This window comes from Treponema bryantii (genome assembly GCF_036492245.1).
GTDB classification, from domain to species: Bacteria; Spirochaetota; Spirochaetia; order Treponematales; family Treponemataceae; genus Treponema_D; species Treponema_D bryantii_C.
Map to the genome: position 1 here is coordinate 205567 of NZ_AP025286.1, position 14603 is coordinate 220169.

Genomic DNA, 14603 nt, shown 5'->3' on the forward strand with positions numbered 1-14603 from the left:
CTTATGAATATAAAAACATCACGTCTTACAATCAAAACTTTCTCTCCAAACATGGCCCAGAGTGTCTATGAAAACTCCCAGGACGATGACACCAGACGTTTTGTCCCAGATGAAGTTTATGATTCTGTTGAAGAAGCCCACGAGGCAATTGAGTTTTTGATGTCACGATATGACAGCGCAGACGGCCCTTTTGTCTATCCAATAATCACAAATGACGGTGGCAAAAAAATCGGTTATGTTCAGCTTTGCAAACTCGACGATGGAGCTTGGGAAATCGGCTATCACATCGCAAAAAGCTTTACCGGCAAGGGCTACGCCACAGAAGCTGTAAAAGCCTTTCTTCCTGTCATGGCTAAAAAACTCAATATCAAAGAAGTTTACGGAATCAGCCTTGCAGAAAATACCGCCTCTGTGCGAGTCTTTGAAAAATGCGGATTTACCAAAATCTATCAAGGCCCTGGAAATTATCAAGGGAAAGAAGTGCAAATCATAAAAGTCAGCTGGAAAAAATAAATTTGACAGTACGTACTAAAAAAGTTATTATATACGTACAAGGGTACTGCCATGGATGCAAAACTTACCTTAAAATTAAAAGACGACTCTATCTCGCGGGCAAAGAAGTATGTTTCTTCTATAGGAACTTCCCTTTCGGCTATTGTTGAAGATTTTTTTGACGGGCTTACACTCCAGCAGCAGGAGGGGGAGTTCAAATACAGTCCTCTTGTAAACGAACTTTCGGGGATTATTCAGCTGGACGAAAATTACGATTATAAAGCTGATTATGCTTCATACCTGGACCAAAAATATGAATAAGATTTTTGTAGATACAGACGTAATTCTTGACCTGCTTGCAAGGCGCCTGCCGCACTTCCACTTTTCTGCAGTGCTTTTCACTTTTGCCGAAATGAAAAAAATTGAGCTTTATACAAGTCCGCTGATTTTTGCAAATACCTTTTACATTCTCCGAAAACAGTTGGGAAATGAAGAAGCAAAAAAAACACTGCGAAAGTTACGGGTCCTTGTTCATATAATAGATTCATCAGAAGCAGTTGTTGACAAAGCCCTCAATTCAGACTTTGCAGATTTTGAAGATGCCATTCAATATTATACCTCACAGGAAAATGGCATCAATATCCTTTTGACCCGCAACCTTCGTGATTACAAAAATGCATCACTAATAGTACAAACGCCGGAAACTTTTCTTGTTTCTAACGGGTTGATTTAATGAAAATCCTCATAACGGCCAAAGATCTCTAGGGGTTCTTCAAGAGTTTTCCATACACAAATACAGCCTGCCTTTGCTTCAGCTTCTGTCAGGTACAGCTTACCGGTCTCTTCAACAAGCTCGCGCTCACAGCATTCTTCCAGCGTTTCGCCGTTTTCAACTCCGTCGCCTGGAATGATGTATTTATTATTCTTGCTTTCATATCCCAAAAGAACTTTGCCGTCTTTTACAAGAATACCGCGGCAGGCATGACGGAAAAGTTCTTCTTTTTTAAACTAAATATTTTGTATAGGGAGAAAAAATCCCGTTCAGTTTCTCTGTCATAATTTCAGGACTATAAGGCATAGAATTATTAATCCACCATTCAACGACTCCTGTAAAGCCATTGATTATAAACTCCGATGCAATTTCCTGTGACAGGATGATTTCCTCTGGCATCTTGTTGATTGCTTTTTTCAGTTGTCCTTCTATTGCATTATGAAATTTCTTGTGAAAAATACTAAGCCCATCGGCATAAAGCAGGGTGCGGTAAATGTCATAATTTTCTTTCAGGTATTTGAAAATCTGCAAAAAGCCATTTGGATTAAGTTTGATTTCTGTATCATTACTGCAGCTGATTAAGAGTTTGCCAACATAAAAATCCATACACTTTTCATATAAATCATATTTGTCGGAAAAATGAAAATAGAAGGTGCCGCGGTTAATGTCTGCCCTTTCTGAAATATCACTGATAGAAAGCTTGTTGAAACCTTTTTCTTTTAATAAGTCTATGAAAACTGAATAAATTGCTTCCTGAGTTTTCTTGATTCGTCTGTCCATTTTTCTGGCCTCCGTAAGGCTGGAGATTTTTAGAATTGCTAAAATCTAGATTTTCAACAAAAAACAAGAAATGTTGAATTTTCAACAGCTGCTGCTTTTTGATGATTGTAGATTCACACAATCGTATTTATATTTTATTCAACAAGTGTTGAAAAATCAACATTAGTTTAATCACATTGCAAATGACGAGGAGGTCAGGATGAATATTTTAGTTTTTGGAAGAGGAGCAATTGGAACTCAGTATGGATGGGCTTTAGAAAATGCGGGCCACAAGGTTGATTTTTTTGTACGCAAGGGACGGATTAAAGATTACGGTAATACAGTCTCACTTGATATTTATGATACCCGTTCAAAAAAGCAGATAAAAGAAAACTGGCAGATAAACCTGAAAGAAGAAATTGAAGAAGATAAAACTTACGATTTGATTCTTTTAAGTGTGAATCCGGAGCAGGTAGAAGGTGCACTTTTGCAGGTAAAAAGATTTGCAAAAAATGCCACAGTATTTTTTTTCTGTAATTATGGTCTTGAGGTAAAGGCTGCGGTAAAAGATTTTCCTGCGGATCAGATTGTTTTTGGTTTTCCTGGAGCAGGCGGTGGTTATGAAGGTAATGCTTTGGGTGGAATTATGTATAACTTTTTTCAGCTGGGGCAGGCGGGCGCAAAACTTTCTGAGCGTGAATCCTTTGTTAAAAAAATATTTTCTGATGCCGGATTTAAAGTCAAAATTCAGGAAAACATTGAAGAGTGGCTTTTGAATCATTATGTGGCAAATGCAGCAATGGAAGCAGAAGTTTTAAAGGCTGGTTCATTTAAAGCTGTGGCATCGTCAAAAAAGCTCCTTGGCCAGATGGTTTTAAATATTCGTGAGATGACGCCTTACGTAAAGGCAAAAGGTTTCCATCCAGATGCTTTGATAAAAGCCCTGAACATTTTACCAGCAGACTTTGTTGGAAGTCTCATGAAGAATCTTGTATACAAGGAATCTGGACCGGCCTATAAAGCACTGGCTTTTAATCACTATAAGGTTGGCTATTCTGTTATGCAGATTATAAACGATGCTCATCTGCTAGGAATAGAAACACCAAGACTGGAAGCAGCATATAATGCAGAAAAATAAAATTTGACATTTATAATAATATGCAATATATTGCATATATGCAGATAACAAATGAGCAGATTCTTAATATTATGCCGCCTCAGTTTGGATTGTTCGGGCTCCTCTTTGCCTTTATGAACAGACTGCAGGCAGCAGGAGATTCTTTTTATGAAGAGATTACTTGTAAGCAGTGGTTTCTTCTGGCTTGTATGAATCTATATTCAAAAGAGGCTCCTACCGCAAATGAGCTCGCCGAAACAATGGGCTGTTCCAGACAGAACGTAAAAGAGATTCTCAACGCTCTTGTAAAAAAAGAAATCCTTGTTCTGAAGCAGGATGATAATGATAAACGCAAGCAGCGGATTTATTTTACTTCAAAGCAAAAAAAGCTTGCAAAAAAATATCAGAATAAAGAGATGGATTTTTTAAAGCTTTTATATGAGGGCATTTCTGATGATGAAATCAAAAATGTATTTCAAATAATTTCCAGAATGGAAAAAAATCTAACAGGAGCGACTGGCGGGGTGACCGGTGTCGCAGGCATTCAAGCTTAGGAGGATCAAAATGAAAACAATCGTAATTTACACAAGTCAGACAGGTTTTACAAAAAGGTACGCAGAGTGGATCAGCGAGGTGAGTGGGGCAGAATGCCTGGAATTCAAACAGGCTAAAAAAATCAAACTTTCTGATTATGATGCAATCATTTTTGGCGGCTGGTTCATGGCGGGTGGAATCAAAAATCTTGCCTGGTTCAAAAATCAGATTCCGGAACTTTCTGCTACGGGCAAAAAAATCATTGTTTATGGAGTTGGGGGAAGCCCTGCAGAAAGTCCAGATATCCCTGGTGCAATACGCAGAAATTTTACCGACGAAGAATGGAATTCCTTAAAAGCATTTTATTGTCCTGGTGGCTTCAATTACGAGAAAATGAGCGGTTTTTCTAAGTTCATGATGAAAATGTTTACAACAATGTTAGCAAACAAAAAAGACGCAAGCGAAGCTGAAAAGAACATGGTCCAGATGATTTCTCATTCCTACGACATTTCTGACAAAAAGTACATCGAACCAATTCTTGCGGAGTTGAAGTAATGAAAAAGATGCGTCAGCGGAGCAACAGTTTCCAGCGGAATAATAAAGAATGCTGTGAATAAGGCTTTGCGATAATTTCAATCTGGCTTATCGAAAATTTTAAAAATATAGATTTACTGAACAAATTTTAATTTCTGTTCATTTTCTTACAAAGTAGATTTTTTGTTCTTAAAAATCCTGATTTCCCGCAATATAGTGATAACGAACAATGTGTTCGATATCAGACACCTTGTTCTTATATTGCGAGAGGTTGAACAATGTCAAATATTTTAGAATGGTACGAAAAGCAGAGCGACAGGCTCAGGCTTATTTTTGTAATAATTTCGGGAGTGGCCCTTGCTACATCTTTAACTTTCAGCTGGACCGAAAATGCAGACAAGATTGCAGGCTTTGATCCGGCCTGGATTGCAATTGTTTTATGCGGCCTTCCGATTGTTCTTGGGGCAATTGTTGGCCTTGTAAAAGACCACGACATTACTGCGGATGTACTCGTTGCCCTGGCCTTAATTGGTTCTCTGATTCTTAAGGAATTTTTTGCGGCTGGCGAGGTTGCCTTTATCATGCAGATTGGTTCCATTCTGGAAGATTTTACTTCGGACCGTGCAAAAAAGGGAATCTCAAAGCTTATTAAGCTCAGTCCTAAAAAAGCAAATCTCTTTGTGGATGGACAGATAAAAATCATTGAAGCTGATCAGGTAAAGCTTGGAGACATTCTGCAGGTGAGGGCAGGGGAGTCTATTCCTGTTGATGGCAAAATAATCGAAGGTAGCACAAGCATTGACCAGAGTGCAATGACGGGTGAATCTATTCCTGTTGAGAAAAATCCGGGCGACCTTGTGATGAGCGGAACTATAAATCAAAACGGAAGTATTTTGATTGAAGCTGTAAAAACTGCCGGCGACTCTTCTCTTCAGCGAATGATTAAGCTTGCAGAAGCTGCAGATGCACAGAAGGCAAAAATCGTTCGCAAGGCAAACGTATGGGCGGCCTGGCTTGTTGTAATTTCTCTTACTACGGCAATTGTGGCTGGCACTATAATCGGAAATACTCATAATGATTTCTGGCTGGGCTTTACCCGCGCTGTAACAGTGCTTGTTGTTTTCTGCCCCTGCGCCTTTGTGCTTGCAACTCCAACTGCAATTTCGGCAGGAATTGGAAATGCTTCTAAGCATGGACTTTTGATTCAGTCGGGTGAAGCACTGGAAAGAATTGCTTCTTCTAACATTGCGGTTTTTGATAAAACAGGAACCCTTACAAAAGGAAAGCCGGCTGTTGTTAAAGTTCAAACTCTGTCTGATATCAGCGAGGACGAGTTGATCAAAATTGCTGCATCGGGTGAGGCGCTTTCAAACCATCCGCTTGCAAAGGCGATTATGGATTATAACAAAAGCGGCCTTTATGAAATTAAAAACCACAAAACTCTTGCAGGCAGCGGAATTGAATTTGAAATCGACGGGAAAAAATATATGGTGGGAAAAGTACAGAGGGATTTTAAGGATGCCGGAAAAACTTCAGATGCTCCTTCCACAAACGACGCTTCCTTCTCCAACATCTCTCCCGACCTCGAGGCATCTTCCCTTGTCGGCCTTTACTGCGAGTCAAAACTTCTTGGCATAATCTTCATTCAGGATGCCCTCAAAGAAAATGCCCGCAAAATGGTAGCGCAGCTTAAAGCTCTGAACATCCGCACCGTCATGCTCACCGGCGACAACGAAAACTCTGCCCGCTATGTTGCAGTTCAAACTGGTCTTGATGATTTTAAGGCAAGCTGTTCCCCGGAAGATAAAATGAATTACATCAAAAATCAGGAGGCTCAGGGAAATAAGGTTGCAATATTTGGTGACGGGGTAAACGATTCTCTTGCCCTGCGTTCAGCCTTTGCAGGCATTGCCATGGGCGGAATCGGCAGCGACGTTGCAATCGAAAGCGCCGACGCAGTAATTGTTCACGACAACATTGATGGAGTTCCTTATCTCTTCAAGATTTCCAGAAAAACTCAGGGACGAATCACCTTCAATCTTTGCCTGTCTATGATAATCAATTTTGTAGCAGTTGCTCTTGCAATCTCTGGCATTTTGAATGCAGTCTGGGGCGCCCTTTTCCACAACTGCGGTTCTGTACTTGTAGTTATCAGCGCCTTCCTGCTGCTCTTTTATAAGGGTAGAGATTAAGACTATTTCATACACTTTGTAAGATACTGAACAGTTAGTTTGATAAAACTATAATGTCGTGTTATGATGATTCTGGAGTAATAATAAAATGGACAGACGCCAGCAGAAAACAAAAATCGCAATTCATCAGGCAATGACTACGCTTTTGAAAAAGAAAAAATTCGAAGACCTTACAGTTCAGGATATTATTGACGAAGCGAACATTGGCCGCAGTACTTTTTATTCTCACTTTGAAACAAAAGAAGAATTGCTGGAAGAAATCTGTCGTGAAATGTTTGCCCATGTTTTTTCAAAAGATCTGGCTCCGGAAAAAAGCCACGATTTTTCAAAAGGGCGCAGGGGCTTTGCAAATCGCCTCACACATATTTTGTATCACCTGCAGGATCACAAGGAAAATATCAAGGCAATCATGTACGGCGAAACAGAAAAGCTTTTTACTTCATATTTTCGCGATTACCTTGAACAGACTTTTTGCGATGATTTAGTGGCTCATTCCGAAGTGCCAAAAGCTTTTGCTATACAGTTTTTTACCGGGAGCTTTTGCGAAACAATCAAATGGTGGATTAATTCCGACATGCAAATGCCCCCGGAAGAAGTTGTAGAAAATTATCAGAAGATGATTAAGTTCCGCTAGTTATGGGACATACAGAAGAAATGAAGTTTATTGCTGCATGTATTTGATAGTTTTGATGATAAGTCTTTGATTCTGGAACTTCTGGAAGGTATGTATGCTGAACTTCCGGAAAAGAAACCCAAGAAAGCCTAAATCTCTTTTTATTGCAAAAGCCCTTTCACCGTATCCCCGTGGCGCTTTTCATCATTCTTAACGCTTTCAACTTCGGGGAACTTTTCGGCTACTGGTGCATAAGTTTTTACGGCAGCATATTCGCCCTGTGCGATTGCGGAATATAAAATCCATCTTGGGAAAATGCGGTAGAGTAGAGGAAGGAGGATTTCTTTTGTGTGCTTTGGAGTAAGTTCTGTTTGAGTCAGCTTATGAAAAACTGATGCGTGGTGGCCTTCTTCCTTTGCAAGTTGACGGAAAGTGTCCTTGTCCTTCTGGTGTTTTGCAACTTCGGCCAGAGCGTTGTACATGAGAACGGCATCCAGTTCTCCCTGCTGGGCTTTGAGCAGGACATTCATATCTTTTTTGCTGATTTCCATAAAATTTCCCTTGCGGGCATTTTAGCACTAATCTGAGATTTATTCAGTGCTTTGAGGGGACTTTTCTGTTATAATTGAATTGAGGTTTCAGAATGAAAGACGGCAAGCTTCCAAATCCAATGACAATTCATCCTATAGCTGGTTATGACAAAGAGATTTATGTAAAACCCACTCTTAAGAATCCAAACATTATCGTTGGTGATTTTACTTATATTGCAGATTCCGATTTTGAAAGTCATGTGACTCATCTTTATGAATGGAACGGTGACAAGCTGATTATCGGGAAGTTTTGTCAGATTGCAGCGGGTGTGGAATTCGTTATGAATGGAGCGAATCATCAGATGAATGCAGTTTCAACTTTTCCTTTCTACACGCTGGAGGGCTGGGACATGGATGCCCCGTTGAAAAAAGATTTGCCGCTCAAGGGAGATACTGTCATCGGTAACGATGTTTGGATTGGGCAGAATGCCGTAATCATGCCGGGCGTTCATATTGGCGACGGTGCCATAATCGGAGCGAATGCCGTAGTTGCAAGTAACATTGCGCCATACACAATCAATGTCGGAAATCCTTGCCGCACAATAAAAAAACGTTTTGATGACAAAATGATTGAACTTCTTGAAAAGTTCTGCTGGTGGGATAAGTCAATTGAGGAAATCAATAAGCTGATTCCAATTCTGACAAGTAGTGATTTGGAAATGGTGAGACGAGAGCTGAAGAAAAGGAAGTAGGATATTAAAATGGCCAGATACATAGCTTTACTTCGCGGAATAAATATCAGTGGGAAAAATAAAATCTCCATGCCTGAACTGAAAACTGCCCTTGGCGAAAAAGGTTTTGCAGATGTAAAAACATATCTGAACAGCGGGAATGTGATTTTTTCTGATGATGAGACAGATGTAGTAAAACTTGCAGAAAGAATTCGTACAATCATCTTAGAAACTTTTCATCTTGAGATTCCAGTTTTTGTGATACCTCAGGATGAATTGAAATGTCTTCTTTCAAAAGCACCATCCTGGTGGGGAAGTGACAGCAAAGATATTTATGACAATCTGATTTTTGCCATTGCTCCAAACAGTATTGAAACAGTGGCCGATAAAATCGGGGAGCCGTCTGCAGAACTAGAAAAAGTCCAAATTTGCGGAAATGCGGCATTCTGGTCATTTGATCGCAAACTATATGCAAAAGCCAACTGGTGGAAAAAGACTGCGACTCCTGGCATCGGGGAAATGATTACAATCCGTACGGCAAACACTCTTCGAAAGGTTGCGGAGTTGTAAAATCTGGCTTTTTCTTCTATTCTTCCCAGCCTTTACAGACATCACACCAGCCGGTGGCGCCTGATACTTCTTCCAGTTCGGATGGAGTGAGTTTTACCGAAGTAAATGAGTTTCCGCCTGCTGGATGAACGTATTCAAATCTCTTCATTGAAACATCGAGCCATATGGGGATTTCTTTTGGAACATTAAAAGGGCAGACTCCGCCGGGAGCAAAGCCGGTAATTGCTTCAACCTGGTCTCGCTGAATCATGCTTGGTTTTGTATGAAAGAGAGCTTTGAACTTTGACGAGTTTACTCGGCCATCACCTGCCATTACCACGATAACAGGTTTTTCATCCACAATAAATGAAAGCGTCTTTGCAATCTCCGCCTCAGAACAGCCAATCTGCTGTGCTGCGTGTTCTACGGTGTCGATTGTTTCTTTATGCTCGTGGATTCTGTCTGCAAATCCTTTCTTGTTCAGAAAGTCAAAAACTTTTTCATTTATCATTTTGTGCGGTCCTTTTTACGGTCTGAATGTACGTAATGCTTTGATTGTGCGGTCAATTAAGTCTTCAAGAGTCCAGCCGAGTAATTCAGCTCCGCGTTCAATTACTTCGCGGGAACAGCCTGCGGCAAAATTGGCTGACTTATACTTTTTCTTTACTGATTTTACTTCAAGGTCCTGAACACTTTTTGAAGGACGCATAATAACAACAGCACCAATCAAGCCTGTCAGTTCATCTACAGCGTAAAGCACTTTTTCCATTTCGTGCTCTGGTTTAATATCTACTGTGATGCTCCAGCCATGACTGGCAGTCGCATGAATCAGTTCTTTGGAAAGACCGGCATCCTTCATCAGCTCCTGCTCTTTGATACAGTGCTGTTCAGGCCATTGTTCAAAATCAAGATCATGAAGGAGACCAACAATACCCCAGAAATCTTCATCTTCGCCATAGCCGAGCTCACGTGCAAAATAACGCATTACGCCTTCGACAATCTGTCCGTGTTCAAGATGAAATGCATCTGAATTATATTTTTTGAGAAGCTCCCAGGCTTCGTCTCGTGTAATACCTGCTGAAAGTGCCATATAAGCCTCCAATTTTTTTATTTACCTATTAGTATAGTAGGGATATAATAGCAAGGAGGAGCGGTATAGTCAATGAAAAGCATTTTGATAAAAGATACTACAAAAGAAGAACGAGAAAAAATCATTGCCGATGCTCTTGGCTGCGGAAGCGATTGCTCCATGTGTTGTGCCTGTGGCGGCATGGAAATTGACTATCAGCAGTACATAGACGGTAAGAAAGAAATTGCCCAGCTGAATGCAGAATACCGAGCAAATACGATGATTGGGCACTAGATTATAGCTTTCCCATCAAATCCTTAATTGTTGTTTTTTTCAATTCTTCTTCCAAAGCCTTTTGGGCATTATCTAATGGATGGTCTAGAACTGCATGGATTTTGCTGCCAACGGGACATTTTGGATTAGGATTTACATGAAAATTAAAAACAGAACGCTCGCTCTCCTTTTCTTCGCTCACTGCCTTGTAGACATCCAAAAGGGTAATTTCTTCGGCTTTCTTTGAAAGGGTAGAGCCTCCGACCCCGGCTTTTGTTTCTACCATTCCAGCTGCCTGGAGTTTTCCCAAAATCTTTCTGATAATTACCGGGTTCATGCCAGTGCTTCCCGCAATGAAGTCGGAAGTGACTTTGTAGTCTTTTTCAAAATAAGCGATGCAGAGAATAGTGTGAATGGCAACGGTAAGGTTTGTGTTTAGTTTCATAATCCTGTCCTTGTTTCAGTATATCAGATTTGTTGTAAAAAATAAATAACATCACTTGACATTTATAAATTACAACGCTATATTATTCATAGTTGTAAACGATAAATTACAACTAAATAAAGATCTTTTAATCAGCCTGATCACCTGCTTTTAAGATAAAAACTTAACGAGGTAATTTTATGGAAAAGACACAGTTCACATCGGTTCAGCTTTCAAAGGGCGTAATGGAAATCTATGATTTTGGTTCAATCAAGCTTCATGCATTCAAGACTAATGACTTGATTTCTGACGAATGTTTTCTGGTGGAAAAAGCTGGCAGCTGCTTCATGATTGAGTCACCATGCTTTTTTGACAACATCAAGGAGCTGGAAAAATACATTTCCGACACAGGCTTGAAATATGAAGGTGCTGTAATCGCCTATCACGGAGCGGGCGCTTCTTTTATGAAGGGAAGCAAGGTCTACTCGACAAAAAATGCCGATGATTACAATCACAACGGTGGCGGGGCAGGGCTTGTTTCAAACTTCGCGGGAGCATTTGGGGAAGCTTTCGATAAATCAATCTATACGACTACGGATTTTATTGAAGGTGACAGCCTGACCCTTTGCGGTGTGGAAATGAAAATCACCCGCACTCAGGAAGCCTTCGACATCTTCATTCCTGAAATCAATGTGGTTTATACTCACATGCTGGGACACGATGTTCATTCAATTGTTGCAGGAAAAGCTCATGCCGACGCTCTCATTTCCGTACTGGAATCTTATATTCAGAAAAAAATCGGCCTCGTTTTGACAAGTCATTATGTTGTGGAAAATCTGGATGATGTTAAAATGAAGATAGAATACCTTAAAGGGCTTAAAAACATCGCAATCAAAAATGTTGATGCTGCTGGCTTTAAGGCGGCAGTGCAGTCAGCATATCCAAAATATTCAGGTCTGAACTATCTTGATATGTCGGCTGGAATGTTTTTCCCCGTAAAATAGTTTAAAAGGAGCCACGAATGACAGTTACAGAAATTGCAGAATATCTTGATAAAGTAGGCTTACAGTATCTGGCAACAATCGGTTTGGATGGGAAGCCAAAGGTGAGGCCTGTTCAGTACATGGTAGTCCATGATGAAAAGCTGTGGTTCTGCACAAACAGCCAGAAGGATATGTTCAAGGAGCTTTCTGTGAATCCTTATATTGACCTTTGTGGCTCCCGTCTTATGGAGAATGAAATTGATACAGCCTGGATTCGCATGAGTGCAAGGGTTGTCTTTGAAGAAAATCTTACGGTTAAAAAAATGATTATGGAAAAATCTTCCATAGTTCGCCAGCTGTACAAAAATGATGCAAATCATCCTCTGTTCAAGGTTTTCTATCTTTCTGAGATTTCCGGCAGTCTGAACAATCTTGGTCATGTTAAGGGACTTGAAGAGAATAAAGCTTTTTCTAAGCCTGTTGTTTTTAATCTATAGAGGTGGAGAATGGAAAACATCAAATCAATCTTACAAAATGCAGACTCAATTCTCATCGGTGCTGGAGCGGGACTTTCTACTTCTGCAGGCTTTACCTACAGCGGGCCTCGCTTCCAAAAATATTTTGCTGATTTTGAAAAGAAGTACGGCTTTCATGATATGTATTCCGGTGGCTTTTATCCTTACAAAACTCTTGAAGAAAACTGGGCTTACTGGAGCCGTTACATTATGATTAACCGCTACATGAACGCTCCGATTCCTGTCTATGAAGAACTCTTTGAACTTGTGAAGAATAAAAATTATTTTGTTCTTACGACTAATGTTGACCACTGCTTTCAAAAAGCGGTTTTTGATAAGTCACGACTGTTTTATACTCAGGGGGATTACGGTCTCTGGCAGTGCTCGGAGCCTTGTCACAAGAAAACTTACGATAATCAGCTTTTTGTTGAAAAAATGGTCAGGGAGCAGGGCTTTGTAATTCAGGATGATGGTGGTCTGGAACTTCCTGAAAATGGTTTTAAAGGAATAAAAATGACTGTCCCTTCTGAACTGGTTCCCCGCTGTCCTGTGTGCGGAAAGCCTATGAGCATGAACCTTCGCGCTGACGACACTTTTGTAGAAGATGAAGGCTGGAATAAGGCAGCAGGCCGTTATGAAGATTTTCTGAATGAAAATAAAGACGGAAAGATTGTTTATCTGGAGCTTGGTGTTGGTGGTAATACTCCGGGCATTATCAAATATCCTTTCTGGAAGATGACCTATGCAAATACAAAAGCTGTTTATGTCTGCATAAACAAGGGTGAGGCAGAGGTTCCCGGCGAGATTGAAAAACAGAGTATTTGCGTAAATAATGATATCTACGAGGTTTTAAAAAGCTTATGACACAGGAAGAACGCAGATTATATTTGATAACAGAACTCCTCAAAGAAGATAAGGGTAGTGCAGGCTTTAAGCTTGGCCTTGTGCCCGGAAATGAAGGCGGCTTTGTGATTCCTGATGATGAAAAAAGTCAGCGCGATATACTCCGGGCTTTGATGAATATTCGTGGTCCATATTCCATTAGCGAAGACTTTTTGAGAATACAGGATGAGTACCTGCAGCAGGTTAATAAAGAGCGGGGGATTACGGATATTGCGGATTTAAAGCCTGTCCATGAAGCAGGTGGTTTCGATAAACTCAACCACCGCGGGCAGCTTTATCTCTGGCAAGGCGACATCACCACTCTAAAAGTTGATGCAATTGTTAATGCCGCAAACTCTGCCCTGCTTGGCTGCTTTGCGCCCCTTCATATCTGCATCGATAACTGTATCCACACCTTTGCGGGCATTCAACTCAGACTTGCCTGTAACGAGCTGATGCAGAAGCAGGGGCATGAAGAAGGAACCGGACTTTGCAAAATCACTCCGGCCTTTAATCTTCCAAGCCGATATGTGCTTCACACTGTCGGTCCCATTATTTACACAAGCGTAGGGTCCCGCGAAAAGCTTCTTCTTGAAAACTGCTACAAAAACTGCCTTGAAACTGCGTCACAAAATCAGCTTGAATCGGTTGCTTTCTGCTGCATTTCTACCGGAGTTTTCAGATTCCCTCAAGACCTTGCCGCCCAGATTGCAGTTGAGACGGTTGAAATGTGGCTTGCTGAAAATCCAGATTCCAGCGTGAAGAAGGTCGTCTTCAATGTCTTTGGAAATAAGGATCTGGAGATTTATCAGGGGCTTTTACTTTAGGGCGGGACGTCGATTACAATTCATGATAATAAGGACAGATGTTTTCAAAATGTCCGTCCTTCATTCTAAATCCTTTTAGAATTGTGCCCAGCTAATTCAGCAAGCCAATCCTGAACAGCTTTTTTAGCAGCACTTCTGTTAGTCTGTGCTACCTTTCCCTGGACGGCAAGGCCTTTTTCTACTGTGGCTCCTTTGCAGGTTGAACGGATGCGGCTTTCTGTTCCGCTAAGTCCGCTTCCTTCGTGGGTGCAGAACGGGATGATTGTTTTTCCGCTCCAGTTGTGGGCTTCGAGAAATGTGTAAACCGACATTGGCATGTCTCCCCACCAGTTTGGATAGCCGAGGTAGATTGTGTCGTATGCGATGATGTCGATATCAGCTTTGAGGGATGGGCGGGCTTTTTTGTTCTGTTCGTCTTTTGCAATCTGAGTCAGACGGCTGTAGCTGTCGGTTGGATAAGGTTTTTGAGTTTCAAGTTCAAAAAGCTCTGAGCCTGTTTCTTCTGCAATGAACTTTGCGATGATTGAAGTGTTTCCTTCTTTTATAATTCCAACGTTATACTGATCGCCTGCAAGCGAAAAATAAACTACCAGTGATTTTCCCATTTTAGTCTCCTTTGAGTTTGAAGTTTTGTTTTGTGCGAATAGCGAACCTGCAAGGCAAGCTGCTGCCATCAGGATTGTAAAAACTGATTTTAGTTTCATCAGTACTTCCTCCTTCTTACATCTTAATTATAAGCGATACATGTCTTTTTATTAAGAACAGGTTATGGTATAATGTCGTTTAAACGACAGATGTTGCAAATGT

At 40.8% G+C, this 14603-nt stretch carries 21 protein-coding genes and 2 pseudogenes; 16 read left to right on the forward strand and 7 right to left on the reverse strand.

Annotated features, from left to right (window positions below):
* Positions 1-3: 3 nt before the first annotated feature.
* From AABJ44_RS01075 to AABJ44_RS01085, 3 genes are read left to right on the forward strand one after another with little or no spacing between them, the layout of a single operon-like run.
* Complete coding sequence (locus tag AABJ44_RS01075; protein WP_338370096.1) at positions 4-513, forward strand: GNAT family N-acetyltransferase; 510 nt, start codon at positions 4-6, stop codon at positions 511-513.
* Positions 514-564: 51 nt separating this feature from the next.
* Positions 565-813, forward strand: a complete 249-nt coding sequence (locus AABJ44_RS01080; RefSeq protein ID WP_338370097.1) for a DUF6364 family protein — start codon at positions 565-567, stop codon at positions 811-813.
* The gene (locus AABJ44_RS01085; protein WP_338370098.1) at positions 806-1225 is read left to right on the forward strand and encodes a type II toxin-antitoxin system VapC family toxin; all 420 of its coding nucleotides are present in this window, start codon (positions 806-808) and stop codon (positions 1223-1225) included. Before AABJ44_RS01080 ends, AABJ44_RS01085 begins: the two co-directional genes overlap by 8 nt.
* Here AABJ44_RS01085 and AABJ44_RS01090 read toward each other — a convergent pair.
* Positions 1222-1464, reverse strand: a pseudogene (locus tag AABJ44_RS01090) (NUDIX domain-containing protein); the annotation flags it as partial. The gene AABJ44_RS01085 and the pseudogene AABJ44_RS01090 overlap by 4 nt on opposite strands.
* 31 nt (positions 1465-1495) lie before the next feature.
* Entirely contained in the window at positions 1496-2044 is a 549-nt protein-coding gene (locus AABJ44_RS01095) for a TetR/AcrR family transcriptional regulator (protein WP_338370099.1), read from the reverse strand.
* A 199-nt stretch (positions 2045-2243) separates the two neighbouring features.
* On the opposite strand from AABJ44_RS01095, the gene AABJ44_RS01100 reads away from it, so the two are divergent.
* From AABJ44_RS01100 to AABJ44_RS01120, 6 genes and pseudogenes are all read left to right on the forward strand, one after another.
* The gene (locus AABJ44_RS01100; RefSeq protein ID WP_338370100.1) at positions 2244-3161 is read left to right on the forward strand and encodes a ketopantoate reductase family protein; all 918 of its coding nucleotides are present in this window, start codon (positions 2244-2246) and stop codon (positions 3159-3161) included.
* A 38-nt stretch (positions 3162-3199) separates the two neighbouring features.
* Entirely contained in the window at positions 3200-3694 is a 495-nt protein-coding gene (locus tag AABJ44_RS01105; RefSeq protein WP_338370101.1) for a MarR family winged helix-turn-helix transcriptional regulator, read from the forward strand.
* A 10-nt stretch (positions 3695-3704) separates the two neighbouring features.
* Complete coding sequence (locus tag AABJ44_RS01110) at positions 3705-4229, forward strand: flavodoxin domain-containing protein (RefSeq protein WP_338370102.1); 525 nt, start codon at positions 3705-3707, stop codon at positions 4227-4229.
* Between the two features lie 12 nt (positions 4230-4241).
* Positions 4242-4304: pseudogene (locus tag AABJ44_RS15300) on the forward strand (FMN-binding protein); the annotation flags it as partial.
* A 182-nt stretch (positions 4305-4486) separates the two neighbouring features.
* Complete coding sequence (locus AABJ44_RS01115) at positions 4487-6400, forward strand: heavy metal translocating P-type ATPase (RefSeq protein ID WP_338370103.1); 1914 nt, start codon at positions 4487-4489, stop codon at positions 6398-6400.
* A gap of 88 nt (positions 6401-6488) precedes the next feature.
* Positions 6489-7034, forward strand: coding sequence for a TetR/AcrR family transcriptional regulator (locus AABJ44_RS01120; RefSeq protein WP_338370104.1), 546 nt, complete (start codon positions 6489-6491; stop codon positions 7032-7034).
* Positions 7035-7174: 140 nt separating this feature from the next.
* On the opposite strand, the gene AABJ44_RS01125 is transcribed toward AABJ44_RS01120, so the two are convergent.
* Entirely contained in the window at positions 7175-7564 is a 390-nt protein-coding gene (locus AABJ44_RS01125) for a ferritin family protein (RefSeq protein ID WP_338370105.1), read from the reverse strand.
* 92 nt (positions 7565-7656) lie between these two features.
* On the opposite strand from AABJ44_RS01125, the gene AABJ44_RS01130 reads away from it, so the two are divergent.
* Positions 7657-8295 carry a CatB-related O-acetyltransferase gene (locus AABJ44_RS01130; protein ID WP_338370106.1) on the forward strand — a complete coding sequence of 213 codons (639 nt, stop codon included), beginning with the start codon at positions 7657-7659 and terminating at the stop codon, positions 8293-8295.
* Positions 8296-8304: 9 nt separating this feature from the next.
* Positions 8305-8844 (forward strand): DUF1697 domain-containing protein, encoded by a 540-nt coding sequence (locus tag AABJ44_RS01135; RefSeq protein WP_338370107.1) that lies wholly within the window; start codon positions 8305-8307, stop codon positions 8842-8844.
* A 16-nt stretch (positions 8845-8860) separates the two neighbouring features.
* Here AABJ44_RS01135 and AABJ44_RS01140 read toward each other — a convergent pair whose 3' ends face one another.
* Both AABJ44_RS01140 and AABJ44_RS01145 read right to left on the reverse strand, forming a co-directional pair.
* Positions 8861-9334, reverse strand: a complete 474-nt coding sequence (locus AABJ44_RS01140; RefSeq protein WP_338370108.1) for a YbaK/EbsC family protein — start codon at positions 9332-9334, stop codon at positions 8861-8863.
* Between the two features lie 15 nt (positions 9335-9349).
* The gene (locus AABJ44_RS01145; protein WP_338370109.1) at positions 9350-9913 is read right to left on the reverse strand and encodes a hydrolase; all 564 of its coding nucleotides are present in this window, start codon (positions 9911-9913) and stop codon (positions 9350-9352) included.
* 72 nt (positions 9914-9985) lie between these two features.
* Between AABJ44_RS01145 and AABJ44_RS01150 the strand changes: the two genes are divergently transcribed.
* Positions 9986-10186, forward strand: coding sequence for a hypothetical protein (locus AABJ44_RS01150; RefSeq protein ID WP_338370110.1), 201 nt, complete (start codon positions 9986-9988; stop codon positions 10184-10186).
* Between the two features lies 1 nt (position 10187).
* Here the strand turns inward: AABJ44_RS01150 and AABJ44_RS01155 are convergent, their stop codons facing one another.
* Positions 10188-10610, reverse strand: coding sequence for an Rrf2 family transcriptional regulator (locus AABJ44_RS01155; protein ID WP_338370111.1), 423 nt, complete (start codon positions 10608-10610; stop codon positions 10188-10190).
* Positions 10611-10789: 179 nt separating this feature from the next.
* Here AABJ44_RS01155 and AABJ44_RS01160 point away from each other — a divergent pair, with 179 nt between their 5' ends.
* The 4 genes from AABJ44_RS01160 to AABJ44_RS01175 are packed head-to-tail and all read left to right on the forward strand — an operon-like array spanning position 10790 to position 13796.
* A complete protein-coding gene (locus AABJ44_RS01160) occupies positions 10790-11593 on the forward strand; it encodes a hypothetical protein (RefSeq protein ID WP_338370112.1) in 804 nt (267 codons plus the stop codon).
* Between the two features lie 17 nt (positions 11594-11610).
* Positions 11611-12069 (forward strand): pyridoxamine 5'-phosphate oxidase family protein, encoded by a 459-nt coding sequence (locus AABJ44_RS01165; protein WP_338370113.1) that lies wholly within the window; start codon positions 11611-11613, stop codon positions 12067-12069.
* 9 nt (positions 12070-12078) lie between these two features.
* Positions 12079-12951 carry an SIR2 family NAD-dependent protein deacylase gene (locus AABJ44_RS01170; RefSeq protein WP_338370114.1) on the forward strand — a complete coding sequence of 291 codons (873 nt, stop codon included), beginning with the start codon at positions 12079-12081 and terminating at the stop codon, positions 12949-12951.
* Complete coding sequence (locus tag AABJ44_RS01175) at positions 12948-13796, forward strand: protein-ADP-ribose hydrolase (RefSeq protein ID WP_338370115.1); 849 nt, start codon at positions 12948-12950, stop codon at positions 13794-13796. Before AABJ44_RS01170 ends, AABJ44_RS01175 begins: the two co-directional genes overlap by 4 nt.
* Positions 13797-13861: 65 nt before the next feature.
* Here AABJ44_RS01175 and AABJ44_RS01180 read toward each other — a convergent pair whose 3' ends face one another.
* The gene (locus tag AABJ44_RS01180) at positions 13862-14500 is read right to left on the reverse strand and encodes a flavodoxin (protein ID WP_338370116.1); all 639 of its coding nucleotides are present in this window, start codon (positions 14498-14500) and stop codon (positions 13862-13864) included.
* Positions 14501-14603 lie beyond the last annotated feature (103 nt).

Coding starts and splice junctions, on each gene's coding strand:
- AABJ44_RS01075 (WP_338370096.1), top strand. CDS start 4: ATGAATATAAAAACATCACGTCTTACAATCAAAACTTTCTCTCCAAAC.
- AABJ44_RS01080 (WP_338370097.1), top strand. CDS start 565: ATGGATGCAAAACTTACCTTAAAATTAAAAGACGACTCTATCTCGCGG.
- AABJ44_RS01085 (WP_338370098.1), top strand. CDS start 806: ATGAATAAGATTTTTGTAGATACAGACGTAATTCTTGACCTGCTTGCA.
- AABJ44_RS01095 (WP_338370099.1), bottom strand. CDS start 2,044: ATGGACAGACGAATCAAGAAAACTCAGGAAGCAATTTATTCAGTTTTC.
- AABJ44_RS01100 (WP_338370100.1), top strand. CDS start 2,244: ATGAATATTTTAGTTTTTGGAAGAGGAGCAATTGGAACTCAGTATGGA.
- AABJ44_RS01105 (WP_338370101.1), top strand. CDS start 3,200: ATGCAGATAACAAATGAGCAGATTCTTAATATTATGCCGCCTCAGTTT.
- AABJ44_RS01110 (WP_338370102.1), top strand. CDS start 3,705: ATGAAAACAATCGTAATTTACACAAGTCAGACAGGTTTTACAAAAAGG.
- AABJ44_RS01115 (WP_338370103.1), top strand. CDS start 4,487: ATGTCAAATATTTTAGAATGGTACGAAAAGCAGAGCGACAGGCTCAGG.
- AABJ44_RS01120 (WP_338370104.1), top strand. CDS start 6,489: ATGGACAGACGCCAGCAGAAAACAAAAATCGCAATTCATCAGGCAATG.
- AABJ44_RS01125 (WP_338370105.1), bottom strand. CDS start 7,564: ATGGAAATCAGCAAAAAAGATATGAATGTCCTGCTCAAAGCCCAGCAG.
- AABJ44_RS01130 (WP_338370106.1), top strand. CDS start 7,657: ATGAAAGACGGCAAGCTTCCAAATCCAATGACAATTCATCCTATAGCT.
- AABJ44_RS01135 (WP_338370107.1), top strand. CDS start 8,305: ATGGCCAGATACATAGCTTTACTTCGCGGAATAAATATCAGTGGGAAA.
- AABJ44_RS01140 (WP_338370108.1), bottom strand. CDS start 9,334: ATGATAAATGAAAAAGTTTTTGACTTTCTGAACAAGAAAGGATTTGCA.
- AABJ44_RS01145 (WP_338370109.1), bottom strand. CDS start 9,913: ATGGCACTTTCAGCAGGTATTACACGAGACGAAGCCTGGGAGCTTCTC.
- AABJ44_RS01150 (WP_338370110.1), top strand. CDS start 9,986: ATGAAAAGCATTTTGATAAAAGATACTACAAAAGAAGAACGAGAAAAA.
- AABJ44_RS01155 (WP_338370111.1), bottom strand. CDS start 10,610: ATGAAACTAAACACAAACCTTACCGTTGCCATTCACACTATTCTCTGC.
- AABJ44_RS01160 (WP_338370112.1), top strand. CDS start 10,790: ATGGAAAAGACACAGTTCACATCGGTTCAGCTTTCAAAGGGCGTAATG.
- AABJ44_RS01165 (WP_338370113.1), top strand. CDS start 11,611: ATGACAGTTACAGAAATTGCAGAATATCTTGATAAAGTAGGCTTACAG.
- AABJ44_RS01170 (WP_338370114.1), top strand. CDS start 12,079: ATGGAAAACATCAAATCAATCTTACAAAATGCAGACTCAATTCTCATC.
- AABJ44_RS01175 (WP_338370115.1), top strand. CDS start 12,948: ATGACACAGGAAGAACGCAGATTATATTTGATAACAGAACTCCTCAAA.
- AABJ44_RS01180 (WP_338370116.1), bottom strand. CDS start 14,500: ATGAAACTAAAATCAGTTTTTACAATCCTGATGGCAGCAGCTTGCCTT.